Annotated in this window: 19 protein-coding genes; 5 read left to right on the forward strand and 14 right to left on the reverse strand. The window is 40.8% G+C overall.

The annotated features are described in order from the left end of the window. Positions 1 to 138: 138 nt before the first annotated feature. The 12 genes from D0S24_RS05655 to D0S24_RS05710 form a co-directional block, all read right to left on the reverse strand. Entirely contained in the window at positions 139 to 927 is a 789-nt protein-coding gene (locus tag D0S24_RS05655; protein ID WP_117018888.1) for an anti-sigma factor domain-containing protein, read from the reverse strand. Position 928: 1 nt separating this feature from the next. Beyond that, on the reverse strand, positions 929 to 1462 hold the full coding sequence (locus D0S24_RS05660; protein ID WP_117018889.1) for an RNA polymerase sigma factor: 534 nt from the start codon (positions 1460 to 1462) through the stop codon (positions 929 to 931). A gap of 71 nt (positions 1463 to 1533) precedes the next feature. Further along, positions 1534 to 2121 (reverse strand): superoxide dismutase family protein, encoded by a 588-nt coding sequence (locus D0S24_RS05665; protein ID WP_117018890.1) that lies wholly within the window; start codon positions 2119 to 2121, stop codon positions 1534 to 1536. Between the two features lie 221 nt (positions 2122 to 2342). Continuing rightward, positions 2343 to 2984, reverse strand: a complete 642-nt coding sequence (locus tag D0S24_RS05670; RefSeq protein WP_117018891.1) for a hypothetical protein — start codon at positions 2982 to 2984, stop codon at positions 2343 to 2345. A 128-nt stretch (positions 2985 to 3112) separates the two neighbouring features. Further along, entirely contained in the window at positions 3113 to 3799 is a 687-nt protein-coding gene (locus tag D0S24_RS05675) for a DUF2490 domain-containing protein (protein ID WP_117018892.1), read from the reverse strand. A 197-nt stretch (positions 3800 to 3996) separates the two neighbouring features. After that, positions 3997 to 5373, reverse strand: a complete 1377-nt coding sequence (locus D0S24_RS05680; protein WP_117018893.1) for an amidohydrolase family protein — start codon at positions 5371 to 5373, stop codon at positions 3997 to 3999. Positions 5374 to 5481: 108 nt separating this feature from the next. Beyond that, complete coding sequence (locus D0S24_RS05685) at positions 5482 to 6216, reverse strand: NYN domain-containing protein (protein ID WP_117018894.1); 735 nt, start codon at positions 6214 to 6216, stop codon at positions 5482 to 5484. 44 nt (positions 6217 to 6260) lie between these two features. Continuing rightward, a complete protein-coding gene (locus tag D0S24_RS05690) occupies positions 6261 to 6833 on the reverse strand; it encodes a YdeI family protein (RefSeq protein ID WP_251795722.1) in 573 nt (190 codons plus the stop codon). 3 nt (positions 6834 to 6836) lie between these two features. Then, positions 6837 to 8435 carry a M1 family metallopeptidase gene (locus D0S24_RS05695; RefSeq protein WP_117018895.1) on the reverse strand — a complete coding sequence of 533 codons (1599 nt, stop codon included), beginning with the start codon at positions 8433 to 8435 and terminating at the stop codon, positions 6837 to 6839. Positions 8436 to 8551: 116 nt separating this feature from the next. After that, on the reverse strand, positions 8552 to 9352 hold the full coding sequence (locus tag D0S24_RS05700) for a dienelactone hydrolase family protein (RefSeq protein ID WP_117018896.1): 801 nt from the start codon (positions 9350 to 9352) through the stop codon (positions 8552 to 8554). A gap of 21 nt (positions 9353 to 9373) precedes the next feature. Beyond that, complete coding sequence (locus D0S24_RS05705) at positions 9374 to 10705, reverse strand: M28 family peptidase (RefSeq protein ID WP_117018897.1); 1332 nt, start codon at positions 10703 to 10705, stop codon at positions 9374 to 9376. Positions 10706 to 10852: 147 nt separating this feature from the next. Further along, positions 10853 to 13060 (reverse strand): bifunctional alpha,alpha-trehalose-phosphate synthase (UDP-forming)/trehalose-phosphatase, encoded by a 2208-nt coding sequence (locus D0S24_RS05710; RefSeq protein ID WP_117018898.1) that lies wholly within the window; start codon positions 13058 to 13060, stop codon positions 10853 to 10855. 103 nt (positions 13061 to 13163) lie between these two features. On the opposite strand from D0S24_RS05710, the gene D0S24_RS05715 reads away from it, so the two are divergent. Then, positions 13164 to 14975, forward strand: coding sequence for a glycoside hydrolase family 15 protein (locus D0S24_RS05715; protein ID WP_117018899.1), 1812 nt, complete (start codon positions 13164 to 13166; stop codon positions 14973 to 14975). Positions 14976 to 15217: 242 nt separating this feature from the next. On the opposite strand, the gene D0S24_RS05720 is transcribed toward D0S24_RS05715, so the two are convergent. Next, positions 15218 to 15982, reverse strand: coding sequence for a TIGR02757 family protein (locus tag D0S24_RS05720; RefSeq protein WP_117018900.1), 765 nt, complete (start codon positions 15980 to 15982; stop codon positions 15218 to 15220). Positions 15983 to 16008: 26 nt separating this feature from the next. After that, positions 16009 to 16671, reverse strand: coding sequence for an ABC transporter ATP-binding protein (locus D0S24_RS05725; RefSeq protein WP_117018901.1), 663 nt, complete (start codon positions 16669 to 16671; stop codon positions 16009 to 16011). Between the two features lie 208 nt (positions 16672 to 16879). Here D0S24_RS05725 and folE point away from each other — a divergent pair, with 208 nt between their 5' ends. The 4 genes from folE (at position 16880) to D0S24_RS05745 (ending at position 19678) form a co-directional block, all read left to right on the forward strand. Continuing rightward, positions 16880 to 17479, forward strand: a complete 600-nt coding sequence (gene folE / locus D0S24_RS05730; protein WP_117018902.1) for a GTP cyclohydrolase I FolE — start codon at positions 16880 to 16882, stop codon at positions 17477 to 17479. 75 nt (positions 17480 to 17554) lie between these two features. After that, on the forward strand, positions 17555 to 17857 hold the full coding sequence (locus tag D0S24_RS05735; RefSeq protein ID WP_117019324.1) for a hypothetical protein: 303 nt from the start codon (positions 17555 to 17557) through the stop codon (positions 17855 to 17857). 117 nt (positions 17858 to 17974) lie between these two features. Further along, positions 17975 to 19195 (forward strand): sulfite oxidase, encoded by a 1221-nt coding sequence (locus D0S24_RS05740; RefSeq protein ID WP_117018903.1) that lies wholly within the window; start codon positions 17975 to 17977, stop codon positions 19193 to 19195. Then, positions 19196 to 19678, forward strand: a complete 483-nt coding sequence (locus tag D0S24_RS05745; RefSeq protein WP_117018904.1) for a monoheme cytochrome C — start codon at positions 19196 to 19198, stop codon at positions 19676 to 19678. It begins immediately after the preceding gene. Positions 19679 to 19690 lie beyond the last annotated feature (12 nt).

Genomic DNA, 19690 nt, shown 5'->3' on the forward strand with positions numbered 1-19690 from the left:
AGTTGCGTGGCAGGGCTACGGAATGAAAACCTGCCTACTGGCAGGAAAGTCAAAAAAAGTGGGTTCAAAAGGGCAATTCCTGCCCGTACCGGATCGGGCAGGTTTTAGCCAATTGAAAAAGTTTAAATCACTTCATAGCTAAGATGTGGCCACCCCTAAAGTATAGAGCTGTTCCAAATTAGGGGATTCACTACCCCCGGCAGGTTCCAAGGTAATGCCGAATGCTTCGGATTCATTGGGATTGGCCAAGGCAAATACTTTATTGTCATCATCAACAAAATCCTCCAACAGTCCCATACTGGTTGGTGTCAACGGATTTAATGTCAGGGACCATACTTGGTAAACAAATCCATTTGGAGGGTCGGGCAGGCCTTGCGCATCAATAAAAACTTTCTTTTCCCCCTTGTTCCAATAGGCTTTTGCATAGGAAGTAGGGGAGACGGTCTGTCCGTTCAGTACCACTACCGTAATATTCTTATCACGAATGGTTTTCAATAAATCCTCGGTTTTGGCCAAGGAATTGTTGGAATCGGCAATCTGCTGTTCCATGGCATCCTTTTCCCTGGAAACTATTTCCAGGTCTAATTTCAATTGATCGTTCTGTTGATAAAGCCAAAGTAAACCTACCATAAATACTAAGGATGCGGCCCAGCCCAAATAGGCCGTCCAACTTACTTTATTCCCAATTGTCCCGGTTTTAGCGATATTTGCCCCATCCATTCTATTCAATAGATCACCATATCCCTTTATTCCCGGGGAAACGGATTTGGTAATTGACAAAACGGAAGCCTCAATCTCTTCGATTTCCTTCTTTATCTCTGGGTATTTTTCCGAATTTAGATACACCTCCAAATTTTCCAGTTCGGAAAGGGTCCCTGCAACATAAAGTTCCAATATACCGGATGCTATGTATTCCTTTGTATCCATATTATAATGTAATGTTCGTCCTTATCTGGGAAATACAGCTTCTATTTCTTGTCTTTACCGTTCCCAATGGAATATCCAATTCTTCTGATACTTCTTTTTGTGTAAGTCCCTTAAAGTAAAGTAATTCTATGATCTTGATACACTTTTCCTTTAAATCTACCAATAGTTTTTTTAACCCAATTATATCTTCCTTGCCATCTTCATTATCTGTTACACTTTCCAAAATACCTACGAAGTAATCGGCGGAAAGGTTCTTTTTATTGTTTTTATACGACTTACTGCGTATTTCATCGATAGCGGCATTCCTAGCAATGTTGAGTATCCATGTAAAGAACCTTCCTTTGGAGGCATTATAGCTTTCCGCATTGTTCCATGCCTTCATAAAAACATCTTGACAAATCTCTTCGGCAACTTCCGTATTCTTTACAATAGTATTTATTACGCCACAAATATTTTCGGAATACATATTATAAAGCTTTTGAAAAGCGATAGCATCCTTTTTTTGAAATTGTTCAACAATTATTTCTAATTCCATTCAAGAATTTTTTCTTAAAGATAAAAAAAGCTGCCCAAAAAGCAGCTTAATATTTTTTTCCAAATTGGTGTTTATTCTATGATACCGGCACAACTTATTCTTCCCCCCGCATCACCAGTGGGCTGGGTAACATAATCATCCACTCCTTGATGGACTATTACTCCTTTTCCTATTAAATTTTTGGTATCGTCCGCACATCCCAAACACCATTCGTCAGTAGAAAATTCCACAGTGGCATTGCCCTGTGAATCTGCCACAAAATTCCCAATATCTCCTCGGTGATAACCTTCTGTAGAACCCCATTTGCCATGTGTGGCAAAGGTCGGATTCCAATGTCCTCCGGTAGATTTTCCGTCGGCCGAAGAGCAGTCCGCTTTTTCATGGATATGAATCGCATGCTCACCCGGCGTCAATCCGGTCAAGCTGGCTTTCATGCTAACGGTTCCATTTTCTTCCGTAAAGCTTACCTCTCCTTCAACATTACTATCACTTTTTGGTTCCATGGAAAACTTTAGGGTTTTAACTTCAGTCCCGTTGTTTGTTTCCTCTATCGTTGCTTCAACATTTTCCATAATGCCTTTGGTTTCTTTCTTGGCCTGCTTACAACTGTAGGTACCCAGAAAAAGTACCGTTAAGAATAATAATTTAATATTTTTCATCTCTTCTCATTTTTTAAGGTGTTTCTAAAATTACCAATTTTGGCAAAGGATGTCAAGCCAATAGGGGATATGGGTTATTTTATAACTTAATGGAGTTAAAAATTGGTTATTTTAAATTATAATCCCCTTATTACAAGATCGAATAAGGGGATTATAACCACAGTCCTTATAATTAAAAGAAAAATGAATTGGTACAATGCACTTTCCCAATTACTTAAGCACTATTTTTTTTGCAAAAGAACATCGGCATGAACGGCAACTTCGCTCCAAGTCATACTAACGCCGTCCTTACCAGTATGTAACACTTCACAGGCCTTATTTATGGATTCCACCGCATTCAATGCGTCCCAATTCTCCAAATTCATAATACCCTTAAAGGAATGCCCATTATCGCCAAACATTTCATGTTCAAGGGGAATATTCGCCGTTTTTCCGTTCAATGTAACGTCTATAGAACATTTATCCCCGCCTGAAACTTTAAATACCCCTGAAATAAGTTCTGTATTATCCATTACCCCGAAAAAGAATTCCAAAATTTTTGGATCCCTGGTTCCTGTGGCGTCATTGGTAAACAAACTGCTTACGGGAATACTAAAAGTGGTACCGCTAAGGGCTTCCATGGCCGTACTGCCTTCCTTGGAATTTGTAATATTTATTTTGGTAAACTTGCCACCGACCGGCAATTTTTCGGTAGTTTTATAAGCGGTAAAACTTACTTTGGTAGAATCCTTGACCAAGCTAAATTTTTCCGAAGGGGCGGCCTCCAATTCTACGGTTCCACCATCCTGTCCTTTTTTGGCATCCTTACAGTTTATCCCGGTTATTAAGAGGACACTTAAGCATGCAAAAGCAATTTTTTTCATGATATTTTATTTGAAATATTAGGCATAAAGTTAAGCATAAAAAATATTGTCGACCAATTCTTTAAAATGAAATGATCATAGTTTCTCCATTCCCATTATTAAAACTTACTTTTTGATGGTTCATAATCCTATTTTTTCTTCTTCAGTACACCCCTTAAATCGGGGTTATAAGTAACAGCTACCTGCAGACGATCATAATGGGCCTCCGAAAAATGATTTTTCAGGTATCCCAATTGGAGGTTCAAATTTTCTGTTACGTTTATTCCCAAAGCGGCGTAAAGTCGGTTTTGACCAAAAATATCCTCTTGAAGATTGATAAAGATCTCATCGTAGAAATTAAGAAAAAAGGTATTGGTCAAAGGAACTGTCATTTGTAAACGATACCGCATCCTATGTTGTACATCGGTCCTATCCCTAAAATCCAAAAAGCGTTGTTCCAAGGTATATCTGTGTTCAAAGTTAAACTCCCATACCTTATTTTTTAAGAAAAACCGTTCAAAAATGCGGTGTTCAATAGAATTCGTTTCCTCTGGAAATTCCTCGAAGCTGCCGTCGGTAACAATATAGCCATATCCAAAAGTGGTCCATGCATTGGCGTCGATATGATAGTTTAAACCCGCTCTTAACAGCAATTGGTTAAAATTTTTGGCCTGTTCATAATAGCGGAGCTGTGCTTCGGAATGGATACTGAATTTGTTGCTGATCCTATTGGTGCCAAAATACATATGCCATGATCCCAACCTGTCTTCCCCATTTACCTGTGCCTCAACTGTAATCGCTGAAATAAGCATCAGCACGCCTAAAACTTTCCTCATAATGTTAATTCGTTTATTTTTTCAAAATTCCATGTTCCTCTCCGCACAAAAATATACTTTTTACGGAAATCCCTATTTTAAGGGAAATTCGATCAATTAAATCCAATAAAGTCGTTCTCCCTGATCCGATGCGAGCATTCAAATCATAGATCCGTCCCAAAACTCCAAGTAATGGTCAGTGGATAAATTATCGAAGATTAATTATTTTTGGCATTATTGGCTATCTGCCCCAACTTCTCTGCTATGGCCTCCTTGGATAACCATTTGCCCCGGACCACAACGCCGGAAATATCTTTTAGCGCCGTAATATCCGACAAGGGATTGGCATTTAATAATACTAAATCTGCATCAAGACCTTCTTTTATGTTTCCGAACGTATCTTCCATTTCAAAGAAAATGGCCGGATTAATGGTACCGGACTGCAAAATCTCCAAAGGGGTGAGTCCCGCGTCTAGAAGCCCTTCTATCTCATGATGTATGGAAAAGCCGGGTACGTTGAACAATTGGGGCGCATCCGAACCCAATAACATACCATGTCCGTTCTCCTGTAGTTTTTGGATCAACTGTCTTCTTATGTCCGTAAACTTATTCCATTGCTCTGCGTTAAATCCAGTTTCAGGTCCTGTGGACTCATCCTTTCTTCTCTTCCAATCCTCCAAGGTAGAAACGGGCATATACTTCATTTCCGGTTGTTTCAACAATTCATCGGAGCTAACAGGGGCAAACCACCTCTCGAACAAACTTTGGGTAGGTACGATCCATACTTGGTTCTTTTTGGACAATGTCACCAATTCATCAATTTTGGAAGTATCCGCCATATTGGTAAAGGAGTAGCCAAAAAATCCATTCGCGGAAGGATCAACATCTTCAGATTCCGGCACTAATCCTTCCAAATAGCCATCTACATGGTCTATGGAAGCATATTTGCTTTCCAAGGCGTGACGTATACCTACCATTACCGGCACATGGCCTGCAAATGGTATATTCAACTCATTGGCGGTTGCTACCATTTGATCAAAAACTTCCAACTGCATCCCTGGATGTATTTTTAAAAAATCGTACCCCTCATTTTTATATGCGGTAACTTTCTCTACGGCCTCTTCCTTGGTAGTAACGGAATTGCCATTAAAGGAAGGGCTGGAGGTGAAAATCCGGGGGCTCAGCACTTCCCCTTTCAACGCCTTTTCCCTTAAAACCAGATGGGTTGGATGGCCCAACATTCCCCTAATGGTGGTAATGCCATTAGAAAGGTATAAAAACAAGGTTTCCTCTATACGGGTGTCACTGGTTGGGGGCTGGGGAATATGGGCATGCATTTCCGCCAGTCCTGGAATAAGGTATTTGTCCTTACCGTCAATTTTGTTGGGGTAATCATCGGCGTTCCCGACAGACCCAACTATTTTTTTTATTTTTCCGGAGTCGATTACTACCTGCCTATTTTTTAGGATATTCCCATTGCCCACATCAACAATATTGACATCAGTTATCAATATGGCGGTTGAACCAATACTTTCCTTTTTAGGGGAACAGCAAAGAAAAGTTACAAAACAAATGAGTATACTAATTTTTTTCATTTCGATATAGGTTTAAAGTTAATACACCTTGTCCTTGGTTGGCAGTGGGGGGGAATCTACCAATTGGGACATGCCTTTTTCAAATGACCTCACCTAAAAATCAGGGATTTACCTGTTTCTAACATAAATTAATTTAAACCGTCCCTTGACATTTTCGCGTTGGTCTATTTCAAAATTTTTAATGGATTTTATCAATGGGGTCAATTTTTGAAAACCATAATTACGTGAATCAAAATTGGGCTGCTTCTTTTGAAGGAGGCTACCCACATCTCCCAAGAATGCCCATCCATCCTCATCGGCAAGATCCGAAATAGTGGAGGCTATAAGCTTAATCTCCTTTTGGGTGATCTTATCCACATTGTCCTTCTTACCCTTCTTATTGTCCTGGGTTTCAGAGGAACTTTCCTCTAATTGATTTTTAAGAATTTCAATATAGATAAACTTATCACAGGCCACGATAAAGGGGTTTGGGGTTTTCTTTTCCCCAATACCGATTACATTCATACCTGCCTCCCTTAACCTTGTGGCCAAACGGGTAAAATCGCTGTCACTGGAAACAATACAAAAACCGCTAACCTTATTGGAATACAGGATATCCATGGCATCGATGATCATAGCGGAGTCGGTAGCATTTTTACCAGTGGTATACGCATATTGCTGAATAGGTGTAATGGCGTTTTCCAACAACAAATTCTTCCATTTGGACAATTTGGGATTGGTCCAATCGCCATATATTCTTTTTATGGTAGGGTTGCCGTATTTGGCAATTTCCTCCATCATCTCCTTTACATAGGCAGAGGGAATATTGTCGCCATCTATCAATACTGCTAGGTTTATGTCCATTTTAATTTATTGTTTGGATTTAGATTGTACGAAGCTAACCATTTTTAAAGGTCCCGCGCCTTTTTATTTTCTTTGCAAAGCCATATTATCTCCTTTATCCGCTTCTGCCTTGTTTCCTCCCGTTTGGCCTGATTAAGCCAATAAAGATAGCTTTTTCGATAACTAACTGCAAAACCTTGATAGTTTGCATATGCCTTTGGCTCCGAGTTGAAAGCCAGTTGCAAATCCTCAGGGACAATACCCTTTTCAACCTCGTCCAGGGCATTCCAGGAACCATTCATTTTGGCTTCCTTGATTTTCTCCAAACCCCTAGGATGCATTTCCCCCCTGATCTTAAGTTCCTTTACATAGGCCTTGTTCAATTTGCTCCAAGCACTTTTAGGCTTTCTAGGACAAAAATATTGTTGTCGTTTGCCCTCCCCAAGACTTTTAACGGTACTGTCTATCCAACCAAAGCACAAAGCCACCTTTACGGCATCTTCCCATCGCATGCTATCCTTTTCGTGGGTTACCTTATAAAAAATAAGATGTACCCCGGTACTGCTGGCGTGATTGTCCTCTAACCAGACGCGCCATTCCATGTTGGTTCTAAAATAATATTGTTTGATTGCTTTCAATTATTAAATTTTCCTTTGTCCAACATAAAAGTTATTATCCACTTTTACCGATAGTATTTCCTTTTTAAAAGATTTCGATTTCCAACTGGCGTTGGGATAAAACCAATCTACGGTACCGTTTACATTAATTTTTAGGGGCATATCAAAGCCATCTACAATGTTGGTGTACCTATAGTGCAGTTGTTTGTCTTTTACCTCGTATTCCAGGATAGGTATTTTAACGGTTCGCAGATATTGGTCAAAAAATTGGGCAAGGTCTTTTCCCGAAGAGTAACCAATAAAATCTTCTATTTGGTTTGTGGTAACGGTCTGGTGGTAGAACTCTTTATTGAGTCCCCGTAAAATAGACCGCCATTTTTCATCATCATCCACCAATTGCCTTAGGGTATGCAGCATATTGGCCCCCTTGTAGTACATGTCCCCCGAACCTTTTTGGTTAACGTCATAGATACCAATGATAGGTTTATCGTTTTGTATATTGTTCCTGGTACCTATTACATATTCCGATGCTGCTTTTTTGCCAAAGTGGTAGTCCAAATACAAATTTTCGGAATAGGCCGTAAAGCTTTCATGGATCCACATATCGGCTATATCCCTGTAAGTTATATTATTGGCAAACCATTCATGGCCCGATTCGTGGATAAGGATAAAATCGAATTTTAGTCCCCAACCGGTTTTTGAAAGATCATTGCCCAAATAGCCGTTGCCAAATTGATTCCCGTAAGTAACCGAACTCTGGTGTTCCATCCCTAGGTAAGGTACTTCCACCAATTTATAACCATCTTTGTAAAAAGGGTAGGGGCCAAACCAATGTTCAAAGGCTTCCATCATCATGGGCGCCTGCCTAAATTGTTCCTTTGCCTTTTCCTCGTTATCGCGAAGTACATAATAGTCCAGGGTCAATTCTCCTTTTTCCCCATTATAGGTTTCTCCAAAATAAACATAATCGCCCAAATTGATATTTACCCCATAATTGTTTATAGGATTGGCCACATACCAATGATAGGTTTTACTATCCTTATTTTCCTCAACTTTTAAAAGTCTACCATTGGAGACATCCATCAAGTCTTTAGGGGTTGTAATACTTATGGCCATGCTATCTACTTCGTCGTACATATGATCCTTATTTGGCCACCAGACACTGGCACCCAAACCCTGACAGGAAGTCGCTACAAAATGTTTTCCACTGTTGTCTTTTTTCCAGGAAAAACCTCCGTCCCATGGGGCTTGGACCGCCTCCTTTGGATGGCCGGAGTAATACACTTTTATCTCATTTACATCCCCTTTTCGTTGAGGCTTCCTTAGGCTCACAAAATGGGCGTTTCCCTTTGATTCCCATTGCAAGGTTATCCCGTCCTGGGTGACCTTTTCAATAATTAAGGGGGGTTGAAGATCTACTTGAAGCAGCTGCCGTTCTTGCAAAACGGTATAACGAATTATATTGCTGCCGGAGATGAATTTCTCCCCGGGTTTTACCTCAACGTTCAAATTATAGAAATTAAGGTCCCACCAAGAGCGTTCCGGGGTTATACTGCCCCGGAGGGAATCCTGTTCTGTAAAATGCTTTTGTTGCGAATAGGAGGTAAGTCCAATGGCAAACATCAATGCTATTGTAATTTTTTTCACATGTTTACATTTTAATAATTCACGGTAAAGCAATTGGCCACAATCAAGCTTCTAATTTCAATACCCCTTACTTTTTGCCTAGTGCCTATAGCTTATGGCTTATTGCCCATTAAAAGCGCTATTAATTTTTTCCATGACTTTTCGTAGGCCATGGTATTGGGCCCATAGGCCTCTTGGACGCCCCTACTCATAAAAGCATGTCCCGCACCTTCATAAATATCAAAAGTATATAGGATATCGTATTCCTTCATTGTACTTTCCGTATCCGGAATCGTCCCGTTTACCCTAGTGTCTGCGGCACCATAAAAACCGTATACCGGACACTTAATATTTTTTAAAATAGTTAAATCCTTGGGGGGTGTGCCGTAATACACCATTAGATTTTCCAGATCCTGATTTTGGGCCGCAAAGATAAAACCTTGTGATCCGCCCCAACCGAATCCGACCACTGAAATTTTCCCATTGACCATTGGCCCATTTTTTACATAATTATAGATTAGGTTCAAATCTTTGGTTATCTGTTCCTGGTCCAGGGCTATAATAGCTTGCCTTGCTTTATCCGTATTTTCAAAATCGGATGTTTTTTCAATACCCCCAATGCTGTTGGATATCAGATCCGGGGCTATTGTTAAAAACCCTTGGGTTGCCAATTTCTCCGAGAAGGCCACAATCCATTCATTCAACCCAAAATTTTCGTGAATAATAAGGACCGCTTTGGCAACCGCCCTACTTTCAGGGTAAGTTACCAATGCCTTTAATACGCTACCGTTATCCCTTTCCAAGTCTACCCATTCGTTATGAACGGGAGTTTCTGAAAATTGCTTTGATTCCTGGGCCCTTAAAATCCCTATAAAACCCAATGCGAGGACAAATAATTGCCAATATAATTTCATATGTTTTTTTCTAATCCTGTCCTACCTTAAAACTGCATTGGGAAACACTATTACACTTTCAAAACCGTACTTGCCAACAGCGGACACCCCAAAGAAAAAATTGTCCAATACCACGCCTTCCAAGGTAAATTCCGAAACGTCACCAACAAATCTACTATGGTCCCAAGTTGGGGAGGTGGTATCCCTCCAATATATTTTATATCCGAGGGCACCTGTAACCTTGCTCCACTGTAATTTTGCCGACGGCTCCACAATTCCTCCAATACTTACCTCTTTGGGGGCAGGGGGCGCCCAGGCCAACGAAGCCAGATTGATAGCGTTCACCGAAGTTAGCTTTTTGGCATAGTCGAAATTTACATGTTCCAAAACATCACCATAGGCTATTCCATTTTCTACCCGAACATCCTGATGCTGTTGGGTGTAATTTTCATGGGCCTCCATTATCCTTATTCCGGCATAGCCGGCATCATTAAAAGGGCGGTGGTGGCCACCACGTCCAAACCTATCCAACCTATAGATCATCAAGGGGTTCATCTCCGGCATATAGGTTTTCACGTTTGCGTAAACATATCGGGCCAATTGTCTGGAAATGCCGTCAACTTCCCCTCCATAAAACCTGCGCATATTTCTTTCCCTTTCCGTCTCGGTCGGGGGAACAGGTTCGGAAAAAATCCTAAAATCCGTATTACTTATTATTCCGTCGCCCCCTTTAATATTACCGATCATATCGTTATTGAATATGCCAATGATATCCCATCCCTTATCCTTTGCCATTTTTACTAGGCCCTGGCCCCCAAAAAGACCTTGTTCCTCACCTGAAAGCCCTAGGTATACTATGCTGTTTTCAAATTTGTAATTGGAGAGGACCCTTGCCGCCTCTATAGTCCCCGCCATACCGCTGGCATTATCATTGGCGCCGGGAGAATCCAAAGTATAATTATTGGCATCACTGACTCGTGAATCAATATCCCCGCTCATAATGATATAGCGATTCGGATTTGTCGTACCCCTTTGGATCGCCATAACATTGACCACCCAAACATCATTGGGAATCCGATTGTTTTCTTCCTTTTTAACAAGATCCCTTTGATAGCTTACTTCCAGACAATTATTACAACTACCGGAAATTCTGTCGAACTCACTTTTTATCCATCGTCTTGCCGCTCCTATTCCCCTGGTATCGGAAATGGTATCGCTCAAGGTGTGCCGCGTACCAAAGTTCGCCAAAGTGGTGATATCCCTTTTAATTCTTTCGGCAGAAACCTCTTTGATTATATCGTAAATACGTTGGTCCGTTTGCCCCATTAGGCAGAAAGAAAATAGAAAGATACAGGCAGTGGTAAATTTGTGCATTCGTCCTGGGTTTTAGTTTGGTAATTTACGCCTATCCGTAAAATTAGTTTCTTAATTATTTGTTAAGTCCATAATCCCAGTGAAAGAACAAATGCGATCTAAAATAAGTGTAAAAACCTACCATATAATATGAAGGACCCTTCTATTTTAATCTATAAAATGTTCCAATAATCCACGGACATTTTTAATACTGTCCACATAATAGCGGGCCTGGGTTTTTTGTCTGCCCACCTTTACAGTAAAAGCGCTTTCCGGTAATTCTTGGAACATAAACTCATCTGTCCAATCATCCCCTATGGCAAATACAAAATCATATTCCTTTTGCGAAAATACACGCATAGCCGCCCTACCTTTATTAACGTTGCTGCTCTTGATCTCTATGACCTTATTTCCGTTCAGGATACTCAAATCGTCATTGGCTATTAGACTTGTTAGCACGGTTTGGAGTTCAGTGGCCCGTTTTTGCCCAAAATCCGGATCGGTCTTTCGGTAATGCCAAGCCAGGGAATAGTTCTTCTCCTCAATAAAGCTTCCAGGCGTTCTATCTACAAAGGATTCCAGCACTGGATGAATTTTTTCCATCCAGTCCTTTTTTACGTTCTCCAGCATTCTAAAAGCCTCCCCGTTTTCGGAAATCCATACCCCATGTTCCACAATCATATTATACTTCTTTGGCAAAAACCATTTGGTAAAGGTATCCTTATCGCGACCACTAATTAAATAGACATCCGTGTTTTCCAATGCCGAAATACGGTCCAACAAATCAAATAAGGCTTCATCCGGATTCGCCTTTTGGGGATCGCCGTGAAATACTGCCAGGGTTCCGTCATAGTCCAGGAACATCAATCTTTTTTTCGCCCTAACATAATCCTTTTTAATATCGCCCAAAATCTCGTTGGACAATCTGCGCGATTTATAGCTATGGTCTATTCGTTTTTGGTTTTTCAAAGAGGTCATAAAATCATTGGCCCATTTTTCAACGTTATACCTTTCCAATCTCTTTTGCAAAATTGCATTTCTCGATTGCTGCTCCTTAGCGGGCATATTGATGGCTTCATATAGCGTATCTGCGATTTCTTCAAAATTATTTGGATTTATGAGCAGGGCTTCATTCATTTCGTTGGCGGAACCGGCCATTTCACTTAGGATAAGAACACCGGTCTTATCGGTTCTGGTGGCAATATATTCTTTGGCTACAAGGTTCATTCCATCCCTGATTGGGGTCAGCCAAGCAATGTCGCTGGAGGTATAAAGATCAATTAGGCTCTCGAAGGGCATGGAGCGGTAAAAATACCATATTGGCGTCCAGCTTACCGTGGAGAATTCACCATTGATCCTCCCCACCAATTCGTCTATTTCTTTTTTCAGTAATTGATATTGCGGTACATTGGATCGTGATGGCACCGCCAGTACAATGAGTCTTACCTTTTCCTTATATTGTGGGTATTTGTTCAAAAAATATTCGAACGCATTAAGTCGCTTGGCTATACCCTTGGAGTAATCCAATCTATCTATAGATAAAAAGAACTTGGCATCCGGATCCAATTCTTTGTGCAGATCCAACCTGCGCTGCAATTCCGATCTTTGGCCGGTCTTGTTTTTATCATGCTTTTTTGCGGCATCGCTAAATTTCCTGTAATCGATTCCCATAGGAAAAGAATCCACTTTAATTACCCGATCCTCCAAATAGATATCGTTAAAACTAACCTCCAGCCCCAATAATCGGCGCACAGAACTTAGAAAATGCCGTTCGTAATCATAGGTATGGAAACCTATCAAATCCGATCCCAGCAACCCCATTAAAATTTCCTTACGCCAAGGCAAGGTCCGAAATATCTCATAGGACGGAAATGGGATGTGCAAAAAGAAGCCAATGGAAATATTGGGGCGCTTTTCCCTTACCATTTGTGGTACCAGCATTAGTTGATAGTCATGTACCCATATAGTATCGTTGTCCCCGGCCATTTCCAAGATGGCATCCGCAAATTTTTGATTAACGGCTTTATAGATATCCCAGCTTTCAAGCTCAAATTCGGAATATTCCAAAAAATAATGAAAAAGTGGCCAAATGGTACGGTTGCTAAATCCATAATAAAAACCATCTACTTCCTGCGAAGTTAGATTTACTTTGGACGACCCGTGCTTTGCCAATGCCTTGTCTATCTCGGGAGCTAGTCCGTCCGGAATCTCTTCCTCCGTTAATCCACTCCAGCCGATCCATAAACTATCCCCTCCTGTATGAACAGATTTCATCCCCGTTGCCAAACCGCCCACACTTGGAATGGCCGTGATGGCTCCATTATCAATTTGTAATTGTACGGGTAGTCTATTTGAGATTATGATAGTTTTATCCATAATTTGCTTTTTTTAAAGGTTATTCGCATTAAATTTCCTTAAATTTCGGTAAAATGATGTGTAAAACCTACTAATTAGGGTTATTTAAAGAATAAAATAATATATGGATAATTTAGATTACGGTATAATAGGAAATTGTAGAAGTGCAGCTTTGATTTCTAAGAAAGGCTCATTGGATTGGTGTTGTTTACCTGAGTTTGATTCTTCTTCCATATTTGCAAAAATCCTTGATGATGAAATAGGTGGCAGCTTTGAAATACTTGTGGATGATACCTACACCATAGAACAAAGATACATCCCCCTCACCGCAATCCTGGTCACAAAATTCACCGATGGGGCAAATAGTTTTGAGTTACAGGATTTTATGCCCCGCTACCACAAGCAAAATGGTGGCCATAATGCACCCCCGGAAATTATCCGGTACATAAAACACAATTCAGGCAAACCCGTTTTCCGGGTATTGTACAATCCCAAATTGGAATACGCCATGGGGAAAACAAATACCTATATCAAAGAAAATTTTATTGCCAGTTTGACCCATGAAATAAAATTCGACACCTTTTTTCTTTACACCTCCTTCAACAAGGAAAATATAATTGCCCAAAGTGAGATAGTTTTGGAGAGCGACGGCTATTTTCTGCTGGGATACAATGAAAAGATATTCGAACCCACTTTGGAGAGGGTGTATCTGGAACTGGAGCGCACCAAGGTCTATTGGTTAAATTGGTCGAGCAAGACACCTACCTACAAGAAATATGATGCCGAGATCAAGAGAAGTGCCCTGACCTTAAAAATGTTGAGTTATGACAAGTCCGGGGCGGTTCTCGCCGCTGCAACAACCTCACTACCGGAAACTATTGGGGAGGTTAGAAATTGGGATTATCGCTTTTGTTGGATTAGGGATGCCTCCATGGTAATAAAGGTAGTAGGTAAACTAGGGCATAAGAATATAGCTAAACGCTATCTGCAATTCATCATTGACCTTATTCCCGATAAGGATGAGAAATTGCAGATTATGTACGGTATCAACAAAGAAAAAATGTTGACGGAAGAAACTTTGGACCATTTGCAAGGGTACAAGGGTTCAAAACCCGTAAGAATAGGGAATGCGGCCTACAAACAGCGTCAGAACGATATTTATGGGATCCTGATGGACGTTATACATACCCAATTGGAAAAATTTGATACGGAAATAGAGAACGGGGAAGAGCTATGGGGAATTACCAAGGGTATCGTTTGGATCGTAAATAAGCATTGGCAAGAAGCCGATAAGGGGATATGGGAATTCCGTACGGAAGATAGACATTTTACGTTTTCAAAAATCCTTTGCTGGACGGCTATCGACAGGGCCATTAAAGTGGCCGAACTTTTTGGAAAGCAACGAAAATTGGATAAATGGCGTACTCTGGAAAAACAGATCAGGGAAGATATCCATAATCACGCATGGAACGAAGAAAAACAGGCCTTTACACAATCCTATGGGTCACCACATTTGGATGCCTCCGTCCTACTCATGGAATCCTACGGCTTTATTGATCCCAAAGACCCTAAATACGTAAGCACGGTATTGGCCATTGAAAGGGAATTGTGCAATGACGGATTGTTATACCGGTATAAAAATGAGGATGACTTTGGATTGCCCTCCTCATCGTTTACCATTTGTACCTTTTGGTTTATAAATAGTCTATTCAAGATAGGCCACGAAAAAAAGGCTATGGAACACTTTGATCAATTGTTGGGCTACAGCAACCATTTGGGGCTGTTCAGCGAGGATATCGACTTTAAGACCAAGAGGTTACTGGGGAACTTCCCTCAGGCCTATTCCCATTTGGCTTTGATAGAATGTGCCATGAACTTCTCCAAAAAACACAGTGAAATGGAAATTTTGGAGTCCCTGCAGGACCAGGACAAGTGATGCCTTGCTCCATAGAAGGGCAAAAGGCAATTTCTAGGGATCGGTTAAATGATGATCAAGAGTTGAATGGAGATAATTAACAATCAAGATATCCACCTTTGTAAATGATATTGCTTAAGTATGGTTAGACCTTACTTTACTTATTGCAATAAGAATAATAGAAATTGAAAAAATAATTAGACAGTAGTTTAGATTATCAAAAAGAGGCTATTATAGCCTTATGAACATATAAGGGTAAAAAATTAGAATCCTTCAAAAACACCCAGACCAAATAAGGCAAAATCGTACTTTACCGGGTCTGAAGGATCCAATTTTCTAAGATTGGCATCCAATTCCGCCAAGGCCTTAGCGTCATTCTGTCTGCGCTGGATCAGGCCAAGTTTACGGGCCACATTGCCCGAGTGGACATCCAAGGGACATGACAGTTGTGAAGGCAAAACCCGATCCCAGATTCCAAAATCTACCCCGTTACCATCATTTCTTACCATCCAGCGCAAGAACATATTGATCCGTTTGGCCGCAGAACCCTTCTGTGGGTCGGAAACATGCTTAGTGGTTCTTGGTTGGTGGTCCAGTTCAAAGAATATCCTCTTAAAGTTGGAGATGGACATTGGCATGGAATTTATATCCCCTCTTAAAGCAAATGTATTCTCCAATCCCCCATGCCGGTTGTAGATATTGTTCAAACTGCGTATAAAATATGTAAGGTCCGCCCCGTTAAAAGTTCTATGTACAAATTCCTGCAGTATTTCCAGGTCATTTGCCCCATGGTTCATTACAAAGTCGAAAGGGGAATTCTCCAAGAGTTCCATCATTCGTCCAGCATTGTTGATGATACTTTTTCTATTGCCCCATGCAATGGTAGCGGTCAAGAACCCACTGATCTCAATATCTTCCTTTTTGGTAAATCCATGTGGTATTTGAAGGGGGTCTGTAGACAAAAAATCCGGCCGATTGTATTGTGCTACCTTGGCATCCAAAAATTCTTTCAGTTCTTCCTGCGTCATTCAAAAGTAAAATCAAAAAAATATAATCATCGAGTAATGGAGCCATCCACCATGGTCAGTTTTCTATCGGCCATATCGGCAAGTTCCCCGTTATGGGTTACAATGACAAAAGTTTGTCCAAAGGTATCCCGAAGATCGAAGAACAATTTATGGAGGTTATCGGCGCTCTCGGAATCCAAATTACCACTGGGTTCGTCCGCAAAAATAACGGAAGGCTTGTTCACCAAGGCCCTTGCGACCGCCACCCGTTGTTGCTCGCCTCCGGAAAGTTCATTGGGCTTGTGCTGCAACCTATGGGAAAGCCCCAGAAACTCCAGAAGTTCCGTGGCCCTTAATTCTGCCTTCTCCTTTTTTGTCCCCTTAATAAATGCCGGGATACAAACGTTTTCCAAGGCCGTAAACTCTGGTAGCAACTGATGGAATTGAAAAATGAAACCAATATGGCTATTTCTAAATTTGGCCATGGCCCTGTCCGATAATTTGGTTACGTCCACATCATTGATAAACAAGGTACTGTCATTCTTATTGCTTAGGGTATCCAAAGTACCCAGGATTTGTAGGAGCGTGGTTTTACCAGCTCCGGAAGGGCCAACGATACTTACCACTTCTCCTTTTTTAATATGCAGATCAACCGCCTTTAGTACTTGGAGATTGCCGTAAAACTTATTGATATTTGTAGCCTTGATCATCATTTTAAATTATGGGTTGAAAGTAAACATTACCAAGAAGAATACAAAATAGTTATTTGCCATACGGCCATTTATTACCCAACTTAAAGGTAACATTTAAACCCTGTTCCTATTGAAATAAATCTTATTGGATATTCTTTTTAAAGTAATAGGGTAATGATTATATTGTGAGGGCGACAAAATGATACATAAATTGGAATAGGCTTTTATGACACAATATAGAAATTTGGAAGAATACAATCTGGAAATTACCGATGAGGTCAAATCCAGATACTCATCTATTATCAATGAAATAGGGGAGGACCTCAATAGGGACGGACTCTTAAAGACTCCGGAAAGAGCGGCGAAGGCCATGCTTTTTTTAACCCAAGGATACAAACAGGATGCCGTAGAAATTCTGAAAGGAGCTATGTTTAAGGAGTCCTACAATGAAATGGTAATTATTAAGGACATTGAAGTGTATTCCTTATGCGAGCACCATATGCTACCTTTTTTCGGCAAGGCCCACATAGCCTATATTCCGAACGGCCATATTGTTGGTCTGAGCAAAATACCCCGGGTGGTAGATGTTTTTGCAAGACGGTTACAGGTTCAGGAGCGACTTACCAATGATATTCTGGAGTGCATTAACAGTACTTTAAAACCTCAAGGTGTGGCTGTGGTCATAGAAGCCTCACATATGTGTATGATGATGAGGGGAGTACAAAAACAAAATTCGGTAACCACTACTTCGGGCTTTAGAGGTCAGTTTGAGAAAATAGAAACAAGGAACGAGTTTTTGAAATTGATAAGTTCAAAATTATCTTAGGCCCCTATGCGATGAATGGGGCAATACTTAGGCATCTTATTTGATTTAAAAACAGTTGTAAATTATTTTGAAGATATGTCCACCTTGAAAGAACATAAATTAAGAAATCTATTTTTAGGATTGCTTTTTGACGGAATAGGAATGCTCTCTTTTGTTATTCCCGGGATCGGCGAATTTTCCGATGTGATCTGGGCTCCCGTTGCAGGTTGGTTAATGACGAGAATGTACAAGGGCAAGATTGGGCGGGCCGCTGGGGTAATTACCTTTATAGAGGAAATGGTACCTGGCCTGGACATTGTTCCAACCTTTACCATAATGTGGTTTTATACCTATCTTTTTAAGTCCGCCAAAAATGAACAGGTAATATCGGCCAAGTAAATTGATAGTCCTGTTTTCATAGATACTGCAGATCCTTTAAAATCTATTAAGCAACCAATGTTACTTAAGTTTTCGGATATCTTTCTTAGATTTATCCAGTGTAATAATTTTAAGTAAATGAGAAGAAGAAATTTTGTCAAAAAAACCAGCTTGGGTTCTTTGGCAGGAATACTTGGTTTGGATATCGTATTTGGTGCTAAAATCCCGGAAAACTATACGCTGTTGGGACTTCAGGATCCGGATCCATTCACTATGTTCCACAAGGATAAGGAAATGGTAGTCTTAAATAGCAAACCATGGAATATGGAGGCGGTGGCCCATGTGTTGGACGATAGGATTACGCCAAATAAATATATGTTTATCCGAAACAATGGACTGGTTCCTGAAAATATTGATGCCAAAACATGGTCCATAACTTTTGATGGGGAATCCGTTAAGGAAAGTAAAACGTTCACCTTGGAAGAACTAAAATCTAAATTCCCCCATCACACCTATCAACTTACTTTAGAATGTGGGGGCAATGGGAGGAGCGAATTTGACCCACCTGCCAAGGGAAACCAATGGACAATAGGAGCCGTGGGCTGTGCCAATTGGACAGGGGTCCGTTTAAAAGATGTACTTAAAGATGTTGGCATTAAGGACGATGCCGTATATATAGGCTATCATGCGGCAGACCTGCACTTGAGCAGGGATCCCAACAAAGAGCCTATATCCAGGGGAGTGCCCATATCCAAGGCCCTACAGGACGAAACCTTATTGGCCTTTAAAATGAACGGCGAAGATATTCCTATGGTACACGGGCATCCCTTGCGCCTGGTCTGTGGCGGATGGCCTGCTTCAACTTCGGGGAAATGGATCAATAGGATCAGTGTGCGAAATATTGTCCATGATGGAGAAAAGATGACAGGTTCCTCCTATAAAGTTCCCTGTAATCCAGTTGCTCCAGGGGAAAAAGTGAAGGAGGAGGACATGTGTATTATAGAATCCATGCCCGTTAAATCCCTAATTACCTACCCCAAATCCGGGGCCATGATTCCCAAGGGAAAAAGTTTAAATATCAGGGGACATGCCTGGGCCGGGGAATTGGAAATTTCCAAGGTGTCCTATTCCATCGACTTCGGAGCTACCTGGTCCGAATGTGCCTTGGAAAAACCTGTGAACCGCCTTGCATGGCAGCATTTTAAAACAAGTATAAATTTTCCAAAATCCGGATATTACGAGGTTTGGGCCCGGGCTACAGATGCCAATGGGGTAAGCCAACCCATGCTCTTGCCGGGATGGAACCCAAAGGGATACCTAAACAACGCATGCCACAGGATTGCCATAAAAGTAAGTTAAATGAGCAAGCAGGATAATTTCAGAAAACAGGTCAAATCTATCTATAGCATTTTGGTAGTATCATTTATTATGGTTCTCCTAATAGGGGCGTTGGGGGTTATGTATATGATAGACCCGTCCGTATTTTCATATAAAAAGGATACTCCAGATTCAAAAGTCGTTAATGTAAGTCCCGAAAATGATGACCGGGACAAAATAGAAAATGGTATCCACCTAAGGACAGGGCTTAAGGATGGAGAGGGTTTAATGACGGTGGTCAACAATTGCACCAATTGTCATTCCGCCCAATTGGTCATACAAAATAGAATGAACCAAGAGCGATGGGTAGAGACCATTCGCTGGATGCAAAAAACGCAGAATTTGTGGGATTTGGGTCCCAATGAAAAAGTCATAGTCAATTATTTGGTCACCAATTATCCTCCCAAGAGCAAGGGAAGGAGGGAAGCATTGACCAATATAGAGTGGTATCCTTTAAACGAGTAATAAATAAGGGTA

This window comes from Arenibacter sp. P308M17, from assembly GCF_003426735.1.
In the GTDB taxonomy this organism is placed as follows: Bacteria; Bacteroidota; Bacteroidia; order Flavobacteriales; family Flavobacteriaceae; genus Arenibacter.